Below are 16150 nucleotides of genomic sequence, written 5' to 3'. Positions count from 1 at the left end.
GATGTCCACGCTCGGACTCGTGACCATCGGGCAGGCCCCCCGGACCGACGTGACGCCCGACATCGCGGCGGCCCTCCCGCCCGAGGTGGACATCGTCGAGGTCGGCGCGCTCGACCGGTTCGACTCGGCGGCCGAGGTCGAGGCGGCGGTCGGCCCGCGGGACGGAGCGCCGGTGTACGTCTCCCGACTCGCCGACGGCACGGCCGTCACCGTCGACCGCGAGTCGGTCGTCGAACTCCTCGGGGAGCGCATCCGCGGCCTCGAATCCGAGGTCACGGCCATCGGCGTCCTCTGTACGGGCCACTTCCCGCCGTTCGACGTCAGCGTCCCCGTCTTCGAGCCGAGCGACCTGCTTTCGGCGTGGGTCTCGACCATCCTCGACGGGGGAACCCTCGGCGTCATCATGCCCAAGGAGGAACAGGAGGCCATGACGTTCGAGAAGTGGGCCGACTACGACCTCGTCACCGCCGCCGGGTCGCCGTACGCCGACGAAGACGAGGTGTCGGCCGCCGCGGCCGACATCGGCACCGACGCCGACCTCATCGTGATGGACTGCATGGGCTACACGCCCGAGATGAAGGCGGCCGTCCGCGAGATAACGGACACGAGCGTCCTGCTCGGGCGGTCGGTGCTGGCGAAGACCGCCGAGGAGGTGCTCTGAGGTGGCCGATCACCGCGCCGTGGCGACGCGACTCCTCGCCGAGAACATGGACGCCCACCCCGGCGAGTCGCTCCTCGTCGTGACCGACACCGACACGAACCACATCGGCCGGGCGCTGTTCGAGGCGGGCGTCGAACTCGGCTTGGAGTCCGGGCTGTTCGAGATTCCGCCGATGGAGCGAAACGGGATGGAGCCGCCGGAGTCGGTCGCCCGCGCCATGGCGTCGGCCGACGTCGTGGTCTGTCCGACCAGCGCGTCGCTGACCCACACGCGAGCGCGAGAGGCCGCGACCGAGGCCGGCGCTCGCGTCGCCACGATGCCCGGCATCACGGACCAGATGTTCGGCGCGGGCGCGATTACGGCCGACTACGAGGAGGTCGAACGCCTGACGGCGGCGCTCACGGAGAAGCTCACCGCGGCCGACGAGGCCCGCATCGAGGCCGGCGGCGCGTCGGCGACGATGTCGCTTTCGGGCCGCGACGGCATCCCGAGCGACGGCATCATCGCCGGCCCCGGCGACTCCGGGAACCTCCCGTCCGGCGAGAGCTACATCGCGCCGGTCGAGGGGACGGCCACCGGCACGCTCGTCTTCGACGGCGGCCTCGCGGGCGTCGGCGTCCTCGACGAGCCGCTGACGGTCGAACTCGACGAGGGTCGCATCGCGTCCGTCGAGGGCGCGGCCGCCGACGAGTTCCTCGACGCGACGAGCGGCGACGACTGCGCCCGGCGGGTGTGCGAACTCGGTCTCGGGACGAACCCGGCGGCGAGCATCATCGGCACCGTCCTCGAAGACGAGAAGGTGTACGGCACCTGCCACGTCGCCTTCGGCGACAACCTCGGCTTCGGCGGGACCATCGACTGCGACTCGCACCTCGACGGCGTCATCCTCGAACCCACGGTCTCGCTCGACGGCGAGGTCGTCGTCGCCGACGGCGAGGTGCGCGTGTGAGCGACCGCGCGCCCTCGCCCGGCGACCGAGCGGGCGCGGACCACAAGCAAGCAGACCACGCGGACCGCCCCGCCCTCGCCGCGGCGGCCGCCGAGGTTCCGGACCTCTCCCCGTGGCTGGCGCGCCGCGCGACGGTCCGCCAGTTCGACACGGACGCCGAGATTCCCGGCGACCAGGTCCGCGCGATGGTCGACGCCGGGCGGAAGGCCCCGACCAGCGGGACGACCCAGATGTACAGTTTCGTCTGGGTGCGCGACCCCGACCGCCGCGAGCGGATTCACGAGCTGTGTAGCCGCGGTACCGTGCAGGTCGAGGAGGCGAGTCACTTCCTCCTCGTCTGCATCGACGTCCGCCGGATTCGACTGCTGTTGGAGCACCGCGACCGCGAGTTCCGGACGACGCCCGCGATGGGGCTGTTGGAGGGGTCGATAGACGCCTCGCTGGCCGCGATGGGCGTGATGCTGGCCGCCGAGAGCCGCGGCTACGGCGTCTGTCCCATCGGCAACATCCTGAACAACCTCACCGAGGTCGCCGCGACGGCCGACCTCCCCGCGGGCGTCCTGCCGATTTTCGGCCTCTGTCTCGGCGTCCCGCGCCACGGCGAGGCGACCGAGAACGCCCCGCGGGTTCCGCTCGACACGGTGCTCCACGAGGGCGGCTACCGCGACCCCACCGAGGCGCAACTCGACGCCTGTTACGACGCGATGAACGAGATGTACGGCGACAGCGTCTACGGCGACGACCGCCGCGAGTGGCAGGAGACGCTCGAACGCTACTGGGGCCCGAACGGCTTCATGAACCGCCGCGAGGGCGAACTGCTCGACGCGCTCCGCCAGCAGGGCTTCTTCGAGGCCCGCGGCATCGACGAGCCGGCGGACGCGGACGCGCCGGACCCGGATTCGGACGCGCTGGACGCGGACTCGGACTCGCCAGACTCGGACCCGGGCGCCGAGCGAAACGCCGGGGGTGCCGCCTGATGGTCGAACTCGGCGTCCTCCGCGTGCTCACCCTCGACGACCCCGCGGAGGTCGCCCGCCACGGGCGGCTCGTCGAGCGCCACTACCCGCACGTCTCGACGCTGTCGCGGTGCATCCCCGACCACCCCGACGGGATTCCGGACGCGGCCGCCGAGGCCGACGCGCTCCCGTACATCGAGGCGCTCGGCCGCGAGCTGGCGACCGAGGTCGACGCGCTCTGCGTCAGTTGCGCGCTCGACCCCGGCGTGGCGGCGCTGGACGAAGCCCTCGACATCCCGGTCGTCGGCGCGGGCGCGAGCGTGGCGGCCGTCGCGTCCGCCCGCGGCGAGCGCGTCGGGACGCTCGGCCTCGAAAACGGGGCCGGGTCGGCCATTCGTGACCTGCTCGGCGACCGGCTCGCGGCCGAGGCAGTCGTCGAGGGCGCGGCGACGACGAACTACCTCACGACCGACGACGGCCGGGCGGCGATTCGCGCGGCGGTCGACCGCCTCGTCGACGCCGGCTGTGACGTCGTCGCGCCGAGCTGTACCGGCATCTCCTCGTCGGGCGCGATTCCCGACGTGCGGGCCGACGTTCCGATACCCATCGTCGACCCTGTCGTGGCGATGGGCGCGGTGGCGACGACCGCCGTCGCGCCGCCGCGTCCACCACGGCAGTAGGTTGCCGGACCACCCCGACGGCATTCCGCGCCGCTCGCGCCGCGCTCGGGGTCACGCGCGAGCGATTTTCGACGCTCTCGGTCACGTCGCAGACCCGTGCGGCCGGCTCGGACGCGGAACGAGTGCTCGTCAAGACGGCTCTTCTGAGAATTATTCATAAAGTAAAAAGATTGCTTTGGCTATAGCCAAGACTTAATTCAAGATCAGTCAATTTTATCACCCAAAAGCGGTAACTGTTCGCGTATGAATGGCTCCGACCATGACTGGTGGCCGAACCAGTTAGACCTCGAAATCCTCGACCAGAACGCACAACAGACCGACCCGATGGGCGAGGAGTTCGACTACGCCGAGGAGTTCCAGAAGCTCGACTACGAGCAGGTGAAAGCCGACCTCGAAGAGGTCATGACCTCCTCGCAGGACTGGTGGCCGGCGGACTACGGTCACTACGGTCCCCTCTTCATCCGGATGGCGTGGCACAGCGCCGGGACGTACCGCGCCCACGACGGCCGCGGCGGCGCGTCCGGCGGGCACCAGCGCCTCCCGCCGATCAGCAGTTGGCCGGACAACGTGAACCTCGACAAGGCGCGACGCCTCCTCTGGCCCGTCAAGAAGAAGTACGGCAACCAGCTCTCGTGGGGCGACCTCATCGTCCTCGCCGGCAACGTGGCCCTCGAATCGATGGGCTTCGAGACGTTCGGCTTCGCGGGCGGCCGCGCCGACGACTACGTCGGCGACAAGGCCCCCAGTTGGGGCCCCGAAGAGGAGTGGGAGACGACCTCCCCCGACCGCTTCGACGAGGAGGGTAACCTCAAAGAGCCGCTCGGCAACACCGTCATGGGCCTCATCTACGTCAACCCCGAGGGCCCCAACGGCGAACCCGACCTCGAAGGCTCCGCGAAGAACATCCGCCAGACGTTCAGCGGCATGGCGATGAACGACAAGGAGACCGTCGCGCTCATCGCCGGCGGCCACACGTTCGGGAAGGTCCACGGCGCGGACTCCGGCGACAACCTCGAAGCGGAGCCCGAGGCGGCTCCCATCGAGGAACAGGGCCTCGGCTGGAAGAACAACCACGGCTCCGGGAAGGGCCCCGACACCATCACCAGCGGCATCGAGGGTCCGTGGACCAGCGCGCCCACCCAGTGGGACATGGGCTACGTCGCCAACCTGCTCGACTACGAGTGGGAAGCGCACAAGGGCCCCGGCGGTGCGTGGCAGTGGCGGCCGGCCGACGAGTCGCCCGCGGACAAGATTCCGGACGCGGCTCCGGACGCGCACCTCCCCGACCAGTTCGTCGACCCGATGATGCTCACCACCGACATCGCGCTGAAGAAGGACCCCGACTTCCGCGCGGTGCTCGAGGAGTTCCGCGAGGACCCCGCGGAGTTCCAGGAGTCGTTCGCCAAGGCGTGGTACAAGCTCCTCCACCGCGACATGGGCCCGCCGTCCCGGCTCTACGGTCCCGAGGTCCCGGACGAGGCGATGCTGTGGCAGGACCCCATCCCGGACGCCGACTACGACCTCATCGACGACGAGGACGTCGAGGAGCTCAAAGCCGAGCTTCTCGACTCGGACCTCTCTGTCTCCCAACTCGTCAAGACGGCGTGGGCCGCGGCGTCCACGTACCGCGACAGCGACAAGCGCGGCGGCGCGAACGGCGCGCGCATCCGCCTCGAACCCCAGCGTAGCTGGGAGGTCAACGAGCCCGACCAGCTCGATGACGTGCTCGGCACCCTCGAAGGGATTCAGGAGTCGTTCAACGGCGCGCAGTCCGACGACACCCGCGTCTCGCTCGCGGACCTCATCGTGCTGGGCGGCGTTGCGGCCGTCGAACAGGCGGCGGCGGACGCCGGCTACGACGTCGAGGTGCCGTTCGAGCCCGGCCGGACCGACGCGTCGCAGGAACAGACCGACGTCGAGTCGTTCGAGATGCTCAAGCCGGACGCCGACGGCTTCCGCAACTACATCGCGGACGACGTCGAGGAGCGCCCCGAGGACCTGCTCGTCGACAAGGCGGACCTGCTCGCCCTCTCGGCGCACGAGATGACCGTCCTCGTCGGCGGCATGCGCGCGCTGGGCGCGAACTACCAGGACTCCGACCTCGGCGTCCTCACCGACGAGCCCGAGACGCTCACGAACGACTTCTTCGTGAACCTGCTCGACATGGACTACGAGTGGGAGCCGGTCTCGGACGACCAGTACCTGTACGAAGTCCGCGACCGCGAGACGGGCGACGTCGAGTGGGAGGCCACCCGCTTCGACCTCGTCTTCGGGTCGAACTCCCGGCTTCGCGCCATCGCGGAAGTGTACGGCGGCGACGACGGCGAAGCGGAGTTCGTCGAGGACTTCGTCGAGACGTGGCACAAGGTCATGAGCCACGACCGCTTCGACCTCGAATAACCGCGCCGCCCGCCGCGTTCGGTCGCGGCTGAGGCGCGGCGTCGGCTCCCGACGCGATGTCTGCGGTCGGGGTCGTCGCCGCGGGCTGATTTTTTGACGTTCTCGCGCCGATTCGATTCCCCCGCCTCAGTCGTCGGCGGGAACGTCGCAGTCGAACGTTTCGAGTCGCTCTTGGAGGCCGCCGGTCTGGCCCCTGAGTTCGTCGAGTTGCGCTCGAATCTCCGAAATCGTCGCCGCTCGGGACTCGGCTTGGCTCGCCAGCGCGTCGCTCTGTTCCGCGATGTCCCGCGAGTGGTCGGCGATGCCGATAATCGCGTCGACGACCTCCTCGGTCGTCCGCGCGCCGTCGTCGGTCGCCGTGGCGACCTCGTCGACCGACATATCGACGCTCTCGACGATGTCCGAGACCGCCGCGAACGCCTCGGCGGCGTCGGTCGTCGTCGCCCGCCCCGTTTCGAGCTGTGCCTTCGTCTGTTTCATCTCCGCCTGCACGCGCGCCACGTCGTCGACCGTCTCGGATATCGTCCGCTCGATGGCCGACGAGTGGTTCTGCGTCTCGTCGGCGAGGGACTTCACCTCCTCCGCGACGACGGCGAACCCCTCGCTTCCGTCCGAGGCGCGGGCGGCCTCGATGTTCGCGTTGAGCGCGAGCGTGTTCGTCTGCTCGGCGATGGACTCGATGAGGTCGGTGCTCTTCGAGACGTCGTCCATCCGCTCGTCGAGCGACTCGACGAGCGACGCGAGTTCGCCGACGCTCTGTTCGACGTTCTCGATTGCCTCGATGGCCGCCGCCGCGGTTCCGGTCCCCTCGTCGGCGGCCGCCGCCGCGTCGCTGGCCTCGCCCGAGACCTGGTCGGCGTTCGCGGCGATTTCCTCGATTGTCGCCGAGAGACTACTCAGTTCGTCGGTCGTGGATTCGAGGTCGCGTGCCTGCTCGCGCACGTCCGCGGCGAACGTCCCCACGTCGGCCGCGAGCTGTCGTTGCGTCCGTTCGAGCGCTTCGGCGTCGTCGTGGACCGACCGCGTCGTCCGCTCGACGGTCGCCGCGAACGACCGGAGGTCGACGATGGTCGACGAGAGGTCGCGCTTCATCGCCACGAAGGCGTCGCTGATGGCCTCGATGGCCTCGATGTCCGACCCCTCCGGCGGGTCCGCGGTGAAGTCACCCTCCGAGACGGCGTCCATGGCCGCGGCGAGTTCGTCGGCCTGCACCACCAACTGCTCGTTCAGACGCTCGACTTCGGCCTTCGCCTCCTCGCTGTCTTCGAGGCTCTGCATCTTCTGTCTGGTCTCCTCCCGAGAGCGCTCGATGGAGAACCAGTTCGTGACTAACGCCGCCGCGAGCGCGAGGAGGAACACCGCGTGGACGAGCCCCCACCCCATCGGGTTGGCGATGGCGTCGGGGTGGTTGTACACCGCTTCCGGGTGGGCCATGCCGAAGACGCCGTGCTGGATGGCGACGTACAGGATGCCGACGACGAACGGAACCCAGTCCTCGTACACCGCGAGGACGGCCACGATGACGAAAAAGTGGAAGTGCGCCTCGATGTAGCCGCCCGAAAAGTAGACGAGCAGGGCCGAACACGTCAGCAACCCGGTCGACGCGAACCCGCTTCGTAACCGCCGCGGGAGCCACGGAAGCCACGCGAAAAGCGCCAGCACCGCGACCGCTCCGACGCCGACCAAGACGTGCTCGGCGGGCGCGGCGGTGAAGCTCGCACCCGTGACGTACGGCTCCGACCCGGTGAAGCTCCCGAGGAAGTACAAAAGCGGCGCGTGCGCCACGAGGAAGACGAGGATGTTTCGGTGCCGCGCCCGCCACGACTCGCTCGGAATCGAGTCCCCCTGCGGGACGTATCTCACTGCGTCTCGAAGCCCCTGTCGCCACCGCCCCACACCGCCGCGACGACGCTGTCTGTCCGCTGTCGGCGTTCCCATACCCCTCCCCTTCGACTTCGCGGTGAAATGAATTGCCGCTCGTTTATCAACGTTGATTCTCCCACTGGCAATTTCCGCTCCCAGAACCCCAATATTGTGGGGTTTTCGGCGTTTCCCTTTCCGTTTACCTAATTGATGCTTGACGGGTTTTCGTGCGGCCGGTGGGACTCGTCAGGGGCGTGTGCGGCGCGGGCGAACCTCGGTCACGCGACGGTGGTAACCGCACTGCTCGGACCATCGTATTTTTTCAGTTGGCTGTCCTCTCACTGATATGGACGGCGGTGACGTCTCGGTCGCCTGTGTTGGACTCTCCCGTGAGTTCGGACCCACTGTCGCGCTCGACGGTGTCGATATCCGCCTCGACGAACCCGAGATTCTCGGCCTCGCGGGACCGAACGGTTCCGGTAAGACAACGCTCATCCGCTGTCTGCTCGGACTGCTCGCCCCCTCCGCGGGGACGAGTGCCATCAACGGCGTCCCGTCACTCGAACTCGGGCCTGCGACGCGCGGGCGAATCGGGTTCATGCCACAGCGAGAAGCCGTGTACTCCGACCTCACGGTCCGCGAAAACGTTGCCTTCTTCGCGCGCTTGTACGGCCTCTCGAACCGACGTGAAGCGGTCGAACGGGCGCTCTCGTTCGTCGAACTCGGTGACCGGGCCGACGACCGTGTGCGGACGCTCTCGGGCGGTCTGATTCGCCGAGTGAGTCTCGCGTGTACGCTCGTCCACGACCCCGACGTCATCGTCCTCGACGAACCCACCGTCGGGGTCGACCCGGTGCTTCGGGCGTCGATGTGGCGCGGATTCCGCGAGCGGCGTGACGACGGTGCCATCGTCATCGTGTCGACGCACTACCTCGGCGAAGCGACGAACTGCGACCGCGTGTTGTTCTTGCGAGACGGGCGCGCCCTCGCGGTCGACACGCCCGACGCGTTCCTCGCGTCGACGGGGGCCGCCGACCTCGAAAGCGCCTTCCTCGAACTGTTGGGGGAGCGATGAGCGGGGCACAGGCGGTCTCGCTCCGAATCCTGATGACGCTTCGGGGAGACAAACGGACACTCGGATTGATTCTCGTCGTTCCCGTGGTCCTCATCTACTTGTTGAGCGAGGTGTTCGAGCGCCCAACCGAAGTCGCGCCGGTACTGCTCGCGGTGTTCGTGTTCATGCTGACCTACATTCTCACCGCAATCGGGTTCCTGCGAGAGCGTCAGGCGGGGACGTTCGAACGCGTCCTCGTCTCACCCATCTCACGGCTGGAACTGGTCTTGGGATACGTCCTCGGGTACGGGTTGCTGGCGACTGCGCTGTCGCTCGTGGTGCTCGGCGCGTCGGTTCACTTCTTCGAACTCGAGTTCGAACACGGGGTTGCACTCTTCTTTCTCGTCGAATGGCTCGGCGCACTGTCGGCGCTGGCCATCGGTATCCTCCTGTCGCTGTTCGCCCAAAACGAGTTCCAAGTGATGCAGTTCGTCCCCATCGTCATCTCTCCGCAGATTATCCTCGGCGGTACGTTCATGCCCGTGGAAGACCTGCCGTTCGCACTCGAAGTTCTCGCACGGGCCATGCCGCTCACCTACCTGATTCAGGGGATGAACTACGTCGTTCTCGACGAGGGGAGCGCGAGAGACCTCTGGGTCGCGGTCGTGGCGCTCCTGTTTTTCACCGAACTGTCCGCGATCGCCGCCAACGAGACGCTCCGGCGAGTCCGGTGAGAGTCCGGAGAAATCGCTATATTCCAGTCAAACGTATATCATTAAATGCCACCGCAACCTGGTAGACCGTTCGACTACACGAGGGAGAACATCCGAGGTAGTGTGCCTGCGGAAGCAGGCGTGTACTGGCTTCGAACGAGTGACGGTGTCGCGTATATCGGAGAGAGCAATAATCTACAACGCAGATTGTTTGAGCACGCCAAGAAAGACCCTCTGCGATTCCAGTATGACACCGTGAAGTCGTACTGCGGTCGTTACGATTTGGTGAACTACCCGTGGAAATCGCCAAAGTGGATGGCCCATAAGATCGAGAACACCGAACTCACCCTCTACGAAGACCGATTCGGTGGACTTCCCCCACTGAACCGGAAGCGTAACGACCACCGCACGGACGTACTCGAGAGTGTCATTGAGACGGTGTATCGGGAAGGCAAGAACTGGTGGCCATAAGCGCTCCCCGCTCGTTTCGGGACCCCGGTGAAGAGGCACGGTTTCGATGTGCCGCCGAGGTCGAGTGCAACAAGCGGGGTGCCGTCGTGGTTTCGGAGCTTTCGGAATACCATTGCTGACACCTCACCGGCCACCCAACCCTACTTAGTTCCATCTCCAAAGTCACCAATCACGAATACAGGCCGTGGTCGGTGTCAAACGTGGAATTACTAGCCCGCGTACACTTCGAGAAACGACCATCCCGCTTGTCCCGCCTGACCGCAAGACGGCGGCGACCCGCGTTCCGTTTCGTGGTGGACTCTTTTTCCGCCCCCGCTCGCGAGTATATATACTCGCGATGAGACCTGCCGGTAGAAGTCGTAAGACAGACGTTTTCTACATATAGAAAACGCCAAAAATTTGGACGGACCCGACGGGCTTTCGTGCGAGGGACGAACGGGGTCTAGATTTCAGGGGGATGAGGGTCAATACGGTACATTTTCAGCGGGGTCAGTAGACTGCATTTTTGGATTCATTTCGTTCACCAGACGAACGCTGTCCTTCGACTCTATCATATTTCCAACCTAGTGGATATATGTTCCACCACCTCGTAGAAACAAACATGCCCGACGAAACCCGGAACGACTCCCGCGTTTCCATGACCCGAGGTGAGCGCGTCCGTGCCGCCGCCCGGACGCTTCGGACGCCTCGCACCGCGTCGTGGGTCGCAAACGAGACAGAAGTCTCCGTCAAGACGGCCCAGAAGTACCTCGACCAACTCGTCGAGGACAACGTCCTCCGGAAGGTCGAACAGGGTGACCAGATACTCTACTGTGTCGACCAGCTCATGGCGACCTACCGGGAGGTCGCGGCACTCCAGCGAGAACACAGCCGCGAGGAGTTGACGAGTGCCCTCGACTCGATGCGGAGCAAGATTACAGACTGGAAGCAGTCGTACGACCTCGAGACGCCTGGTGAGCTCCGAGCGAGTATCGCCGACCTCGACGACACCGACGAAGTCGAGACGCGCCGAGAGGTTGCCAGCGAATGGGAGCACCTCGCTGACCGTGTCCCAGTCGTTCGAGCGGCGCTCAACGAGTACGACTGGGCGACCAAACGTGACTCCATCTCCGCGTGACCAAATGAGGTTATCAGGAACTATCGACAGTCGGTCTACGTGGGGCTGAAAGATGTGCCTGCAGCGATATCCTGTGGTTGCCTTGGTGCCGATTCAACAAATTCTAGCTGGCTTTTCTCGTAGATGTTTAATATAAATGCGATAATGGGGATGTAAAGCAAAGTATCCCAGGAAAATCTAACAAAGAGACATTAGCGATGAATTTAAAATAATTCATGGAAATATATTATCAATACTCGCGATGCCGACTAGATTAATTTCCGTGTTTGGTTCATATGATTTCTTTGGGAAATCTCTCCCAGGAGTTGCATTAGCTATTGGGATTGTACCGTTATTACCTGATCACTCTATTCCTGTCCCACCGCTATTCGAAAATATTTTCGTGTTCATCATCACTCTCATCTCCATAGTTATTTTTGGATTGCTATTAGGCGAAGCGGTCCATACTATCTCGTTGTTTTTTGAACATATGTTCTATTGGTTTGCAAGAAGAGTGCGGAATACGGTTGAATTATTCGACCTTTCGTCTTGGGTTTCGCTTACTCCTCCTGAATTAGACTCCCCCTCGGAATTACGTGATGGTGCTGAAGATGAACAGAAAGAAGAAGAGAACTACTTGGACCGAATAACTACAGGCTGGTATCGGAATGGCTACTACTGGTCCGAAAAAAGAAAAGAAGAGCTGTCACACATATTTCTAAGCCATCGACATTTATTTGAAAAACTCTTATCAGAACCAATTAACTCTCCCCGATCTGTTGACGAGTCATTAAATGAGTTGTCGTTCACCCACGAGTTCATGGTTAGAACTGCAATCTACGATTTCGAAGTAGACAGTTCATCAGACTTGTCTAGTGTCTATCCAGCCATTACTAGTTTCTTGTCAAAAAACAACTCCAGCCGTGCTTTTCGGCTTCAAGCGCGGTACGCATTTTGTAGAGGTATGTGGACTGTCCTCTCATTTATATCGCTTTTCTATTTTCTTAGATTGGCGTACCCCCCGAATTTAACTCCCGAACCTCTTAAATACGAATCTTATCTTACAGCAAGTATACCTAATGGACAAATAGTGATGGTCTCTTTCCTTCTTATTGGACTCGCAATGACTTTTGCATGGGCTGCTGGGAAATATAAACGAAATTATATCGAGTACCTAATCTCAGAGTTCTACGTCTCTGTTCATTTTGGATAACTTGGAAGGAAATAGATCTGGCAGGTGGACAGAATTAATCAGAGTGGTTATTTATATCGGGGTGTGATTTGTCTGAGGGTAACTTTATTGTCTCCATCCCCATTCACATGGTATGGCAGTTGAACACGGGAGCCCGGCAACGGAGGAAGTTAAGGGGGTGGTTCCCCTGGTCAAGTGTGTTCTGCGTCATTTTAACCATGTCTCAGTTGAGCGTATCCATAGTCTTATTTTCTTGATCGAAGTAGAATACTTCAAAAGCCATGAGAACCGGATAACGGAAGTTGAGTATGAACCTTATCTTAGTGGCGTCTTTTCCAGTAGTATTGAAGAGGCACTTGCCGAAATAGATGGGGTTGAACATGGCGAGGTTAAGATCGGTAGAGACCGAATTAAAACTCTAAAGGTCCAATCACAGCCGCAGTGCAATTTGTCAGGTGAAATTGATGAGTTGGTACGCGAAACCTCAAAAGAATTTGGTGAGTTGCCTCCCAGTGAGATTCTAAGTGAATTGAAGAGCATACAGATTTATCGACAAGCAAAGATCGGAGAAGTAATCGAATTCGACAGTTGGTCTGTCGAGTAAATATTGAATTGATATACTCCACTACCTTTCCTGTATAGGTGTTACAGTCTTTTTGAGGTCGTGTTCCACTGTTCAGTGACACCCTGCGGTCACGTCGGTGTCTTACGAACCGGACAGTATCGTCAAGAAGTTCATCCAAGCAGAGATTGACCCCAATCGCGTCGTGCCGACGACTCTGGCCCAGTCGCCGACGCTCGACGTTGAGTGGCGGTTCGCCGGGGACGAGTCACAGTTTCGGATCCACTACGCCGACCCAAATACGGGGTTCAACTGTGGCTGGCATCGTGACGACGACCATCCCGAACTTGGGGATGTTCACTTCCAGTATTACCACCCAGAATTGGATGAGACCAATCACGACGCGGCTGAGTTTGAGAAGCAGATTCCGACGGAGATTCTGTGGGCAGTTCTGGACAAGTTGTTTCAGGAACGCCTTCCGGAACTAACAATGAATAGATAGATATGGTGACGATCGGAATCTACGGGAACACGGGCGAGTGTCTCCGGGTTTATCAAATCAGCTGTTGGCTGCCTGACTTTCCTCGTATACCCGTTGTCGCAAGTGGTTGGTTATCACTTTTTGGACTTCCTCGTTGTCCATAAACTTGGCAAACAGTTCTTGATTCTGGTCCATCCGATCAATGAACATCTCGGTCAGGGCGTCGTCGAACTCTAACGCGAAGTTTTCTCTACTGTTGACTTGTGCCGACCGACGAAGATGGTCGTCATCCAGAGCGTCCTCTTTCAGTTGGTCGAGGAAGAGTTGGTCTGCCTGCGTGAAGTCTGTTCCAAGCTCCTCATTGACCTTCTCAACAATAGTGGATAGTTCGACCTCGTCATCTTCCTGACTCCCTGTGCCAGTTTCATTCGGTACTGACACGCTCCCCCCGCCGGAGCCAATTTCGATACCACCCTCATCCGATTTTTCTAGACGGTAGTACTGCAGCGCGAGTTCGTCGTTGAATTCCACCCGCGATTCCCGAGAGTCTCGTGGAAGTTCCTTGTAGAGGAAGCGGCCAAAGGTGTAGAGCTTCTCTAACGTGGTGTCTGCGTAGCTGACGACCTGCGACTGGAACTTGTACAACCGGAGGAACGAACGAAGCTTCGAGCGGAACTCGTCTTGCGTTTCCTCATCGGCGACCATATATCGATCCCGCGCTGGCTGAATGTGGCTGCTCAGCTTCGCGTGCGCCTGTTCAGTTCCCTTGTTCTTGGGGCTGAAGAACGCCTCTGCAAACTGATCTACTTCGTGCTTGGTGTAGATCTGGAACGCATTCAGCTCGGACTCCAGTTGGTAGATGTGCTGTGGGTCGGTCGTCTCGTCGATGGTCGTCTTCTCGTAGTAGGGCTGGAACGCGTCGAAGATATCCTCACGGTCGTTCTCGAAGTCGAGTACGAACGTGTCCTCCTTCCCAGGGTGGGTACGGTTCAGTCTTGACAGGGTCTGAACAGCCTGAATTCCAGAGAGCTTCTTATCCACGTACATCGTGTGCAGAAGCGGCTGGTCAAACCCAGTCTGATACTTGTCGGCGACGACGAGAACCTGATACTCCGTGGTGTCGAACTTGCTGGGAAGTTCAGATTCCTTGATCCCGTCGTTCATGCCCGGTTCGGTGTACTCGAACCCATCGTCCTCGACGGTTCCGCTGAACGCAACGAGTGCACTCAGATTGTACCCGTTCTTTTCGATGTACTTGTCAATCGCCTTCTTGTAACGAACTGCGTGTACGCGTGAGGACGTCACGATCATCGCCTTCGCCTTCCCGCCGATCTTGTTCTGTGTGTGTTCGCGGAAGTGCTCGACGACGATCTCGACCTTCTGAGCGATGTTGTGCGGGTGCAGCTTCAGGAACTTGGACACTGCCTTGACTGCCTTCTTCTGCGGGACCTGTGGATCTTCCTCGATGACCTTCGCAATGTTATAGAACGTCTCGTAGGTCGTGTAATTCTGCAGGACGTCTAGAATGAACCCTTCCTCGATGGCTTGGCGCATCGAGTAAAGGTGGAACGGCTCGGGCTTGTCGCTGCCCTCGGGTATTGTTCCGAACGCTTCCAGCGTCTTGCCTTTCGGAGTCGCCGTGAACGCGAAGAAGCTGAGGTTCTCCTGATTCCCTCGCGTTTCTGCACTCTTCAAGATGAGGTCCTCAGTATCGTCGTCTTCGTCGATGTCGATACCGGAGAGGATTTGCTTCATCTCATGGGCCATCTCGCCAGACTGGCTACTGTGAGCCTCGTCCACGACCACAGCGTAATCCCGTTCAGGGAGCCGTTTCGCGTGTTCGATAACGTGGGGGAACGTCTGAAGCGTGGTGATGATGACTGGCTTGCCCGCTTCGATAGCTTCCGCCAGTTCTTGGGACTTCGAACCTTGCTCACCCTTGATAGCGTGGACAACGCCGGTCTTGTGGTCCAATTCGTAGATTGTGTTCCGAAGCTGCTCGTCGAGGATAGTGCGGTCCGTGACTACGACGACGCCGTCGTAGACTGCTTCATCGGCGTCATTGTGGAGTGAGACGAGTCGGTGGACGAGCCACGCAATAGACTTGCTCTTCCCGCTACCGGTTGAGTGCTGAATCAGATAATCTTCGCCACCGCCGTTCTCTTTTGACGCAGTCACGAGTTGGCGGACGCACTCTAGCTGGTGGTACCGCGGGAAAATCATCGTCTCCTCTTCATCCACTTTGATGCCGTTCTTTCGAATCTCTTCTTCGTCTATATGGATGAACCGCTGGAGGATCTCCATCCAAGAATCCTTCGCCCAGACTTCTTCCCAAAGATATGCAGTACGGTGGCCGTCCTCGTTCGGCGGATTCCCTGCCCCGCCATTGTATCCCTTGTTGAATGGGAGGAAGTATGTGTCATCCCTGTTCAGTTCGGTGGTGTACTCTACCTCGTTTGTATCGACTGCGAAGTGGACTAAGGCTCCTCGCTTGAATTTGAGAACCGGGTCGCCGGGATCGCGGTCCTGCATATACTGCTGTTTCGCGTCTACAACCGTCTGTCCAGTTGCAGGGTTTTTCAATTCGGCGGTCGCCACAGGAATGCCATTGACGCTCAGCACGAGATCGATACTAAGCGTAGGATCTGTCGGAGAGTAGTGGAGTTGCCTAGTGACCCCAAGACGATTCGCCTCGTACTGCTTCTGGACTTCTGGATTTTTTCTGGTGTTCGGTTGGAAGAATGCAAGCTTGATTGTGGTTCCGGTGGTGCGGAGGCCGTGCCGCAGAAGTTCAAGTGTTCCTCGTGTTTCGAGGGCGCTGGTGAGTTCTTGCAGAAACCGCTGACGGGCGTTTCCCTTGTAGGCGGTCTCCAGTTGTTGCCAGCGCTCAGGTTGGGTCTCCTTGACGAACGAGACGAGAACATCGGGGAACAGTCCGCGTCCGGCGTCGAACTCGTCAGAGTCAACTTGCTCGTATTCGCCGTCGAGCAGACCCTGTTCAATATAGGCCTCGAACGCCTCTTCATCGTGTGATTTTCCAGTCATGTGGGGGTTGGTGGTGTACGTGGAGTG

14 protein-coding genes are annotated in these 16150 nt (G+C 61.1%); 12 read left to right on the top strand and 2 right to left on the bottom strand.

Annotated features, from left to right (window positions below; all coding sequences use genetic code 11):
* The first annotated feature begins 1 nt into the window (after nt 1).
* The 5 genes from C438_RS01995 to katG all read left to right on the top strand — a co-directional run bounded on the left by C438_RS01995 (nt 2) and on the right by katG (nt 5646).
* Nucleotides 2-661, top strand: coding sequence for an AroM family protein (locus C438_RS01995; RefSeq protein ID WP_004967568.1), 660 nt, complete (start codon nt 2-4; stop codon nt 659-661).
* A gap of 1 nt (nt 662) precedes the next feature.
* Nucleotides 663-1610 carry an aminopeptidase gene (locus C438_RS01990; RefSeq protein ID WP_004967567.1) on the top strand — a complete coding sequence of 316 codons (948 nt, stop codon included), beginning with the start codon at nt 663-665 and terminating at the stop codon, nt 1608-1610.
* Nucleotides 1607-2587, top strand: a complete 981-nt coding sequence (locus C438_RS01985) for a nitroreductase family protein (protein WP_004967566.1) — start codon at nt 1607-1609, stop codon at nt 2585-2587. Before C438_RS01990 ends, C438_RS01985 begins: the two co-directional genes overlap by 4 nt.
* Entirely contained in the window at nt 2587-3246 is a 660-nt protein-coding gene (locus C438_RS01980) for an aspartate/glutamate racemase family protein (protein ID WP_004967565.1), read from the top strand. The genes C438_RS01985 and C438_RS01980 overlap by 1 nt, the downstream gene beginning before the upstream one ends.
* Nucleotides 3247-3489: 243 nt before the next feature.
* Nucleotides 3490-5646 carry a catalase/peroxidase HPI gene (gene katG, locus C438_RS01975; protein WP_004967564.1) on the top strand — a complete coding sequence of 719 codons (2157 nt, stop codon included), beginning with the start codon at nt 3490-3492 and terminating at the stop codon, nt 5644-5646.
* 126 nt (nt 5647-5772) lie between these two features.
* Here the strand turns inward: katG and C438_RS01970 are convergent, their stop codons facing one another.
* Nucleotides 5773-7509: a methyl-accepting chemotaxis protein gene (locus tag C438_RS01970; protein ID WP_004967563.1), complete on the bottom strand. Its 1737-nt coding sequence runs from the start codon at nt 7507-7509 to the stop codon at nt 5773-5775.
* 346 nt (nt 7510-7855) lie between these two features.
* On the opposite strand from C438_RS01970, the gene C438_RS01965 reads away from it, so the two are divergent.
* The 7 genes from C438_RS01965 (at nt 7856) to C438_RS01950 (ending at nt 13099) form a co-directional block, all read left to right on the top strand.
* A complete protein-coding gene (locus C438_RS01965; protein WP_004967562.1) occupies nt 7856-8584 on the top strand; it encodes an ABC transporter ATP-binding protein in 729 nt (242 codons plus the stop codon).
* On the top strand, nt 8581-9297 hold the full coding sequence (locus C438_RS01960) for an ABC transporter permease (protein ID WP_004967561.1): 717 nt from the start codon (nt 8581-8583) through the stop codon (nt 9295-9297). The genes C438_RS01965 and C438_RS01960 overlap by 4 nt, the downstream gene beginning before the upstream one ends.
* 45 nt (nt 9298-9342) lie before the next feature.
* The gene (locus C438_RS20205) at nt 9343-9747 is read left to right on the top strand and encodes a GIY-YIG nuclease family protein (protein WP_394295245.1); all 405 of its coding nucleotides are present in this window, start codon (nt 9343-9345) and stop codon (nt 9745-9747) included.
* A gap of 601 nt (nt 9748-10348) precedes the next feature.
* Nucleotides 10349-10864 carry a DUF7342 family protein gene (locus C438_RS01955; protein ID WP_004967559.1) on the top strand — a complete coding sequence of 172 codons (516 nt, stop codon included), beginning with the start codon at nt 10349-10351 and terminating at the stop codon, nt 10862-10864.
* Between the two features lie 382 nt (nt 10865-11246).
* On the top strand, nt 11247-12056 hold the full coding sequence (locus C438_RS19245) for a hypothetical protein (protein WP_152421728.1): 810 nt from the start codon (nt 11247-11249) through the stop codon (nt 12054-12056).
* 112 nt (nt 12057-12168) lie between these two features.
* The gene (locus tag C438_RS19240; protein ID WP_152421727.1) at nt 12169-12639 is read left to right on the top strand and encodes a hypothetical protein; all 471 of its coding nucleotides are present in this window, start codon (nt 12169-12171) and stop codon (nt 12637-12639) included.
* Nucleotides 12640-12736: 97 nt separating this feature from the next.
* On the top strand, nt 12737-13099 hold the full coding sequence (locus C438_RS01950) for a hypothetical protein (RefSeq protein ID WP_004967558.1): 363 nt from the start codon (nt 12737-12739) through the stop codon (nt 13097-13099).
* Between the two features lie 57 nt (nt 13100-13156).
* On the opposite strand, the gene C438_RS01945 is transcribed toward C438_RS01950, so the two are convergent.
* Nucleotides 13157-16123, bottom strand: a complete 2967-nt coding sequence (locus C438_RS01945; RefSeq protein WP_049917639.1) for a type I restriction endonuclease subunit R — start codon at nt 16121-16123, stop codon at nt 13157-13159.
* Between the last annotated feature and the right edge of the window lie 27 nt (nt 16124-16150).

The organism is Haloferax denitrificans ATCC 35960, assembly GCF_000337795.1.
Lineage (GTDB): Archaea > Halobacteriota > Halobacteria > Halobacteriales > Haloferacaceae > Haloferax > Haloferax denitrificans.
The sequence above is the reverse complement of the archived record's forward strand: the minus strand, read 5'-3'. Positions and strand labels throughout refer to the sequence as shown.

Bases quoted from the DNA above. Each gene is read 5' to 3' on its own strand.
- C438_RS01965 (WP_004967562.1), top strand. From the start codon at position 7,856: ATGGACGGCGGTGACGTCTCGGTCGCCTGTGTTGGACTCTCCCGTGAG.
- C438_RS19240 (WP_152421727.1), top strand. From the start codon at position 12,169: ATGGCAGTTGAACACGGGAGCCCGGCAACGGAGGAAGTTAAGGGGGTG.
- C438_RS01955 (WP_004967559.1), top strand. From the start codon at position 10,349: ATGCCCGACGAAACCCGGAACGACTCCCGCGTTTCCATGACCCGAGGT.
- C438_RS01995 (WP_004967568.1), top strand. From the start codon at position 2: ATGTCCACGCTCGGACTCGTGACCATCGGGCAGGCCCCCCGGACCGAC.
- C438_RS01945 (WP_049917639.1), bottom strand. From the start codon at position 16,123: ATGACTGGAAAATCACACGATGAAGAGGCGTTCGAGGCCTATATTGAA.
- katG (WP_004967564.1), top strand. From the start codon at position 3,490: ATGAATGGCTCCGACCATGACTGGTGGCCGAACCAGTTAGACCTCGAA.
- C438_RS01960 (WP_004967561.1), top strand. From the start codon at position 8,581: ATGAGCGGGGCACAGGCGGTCTCGCTCCGAATCCTGATGACGCTTCGG.
- C438_RS01980 (WP_004967565.1), top strand. From the start codon at position 2,587: ATGGTCGAACTCGGCGTCCTCCGCGTGCTCACCCTCGACGACCCCGCG.
- C438_RS20205 (WP_394295245.1), top strand. From the start codon at position 9,343: ATGCCACCGCAACCTGGTAGACCGTTCGACTACACGAGGGAGAACATC.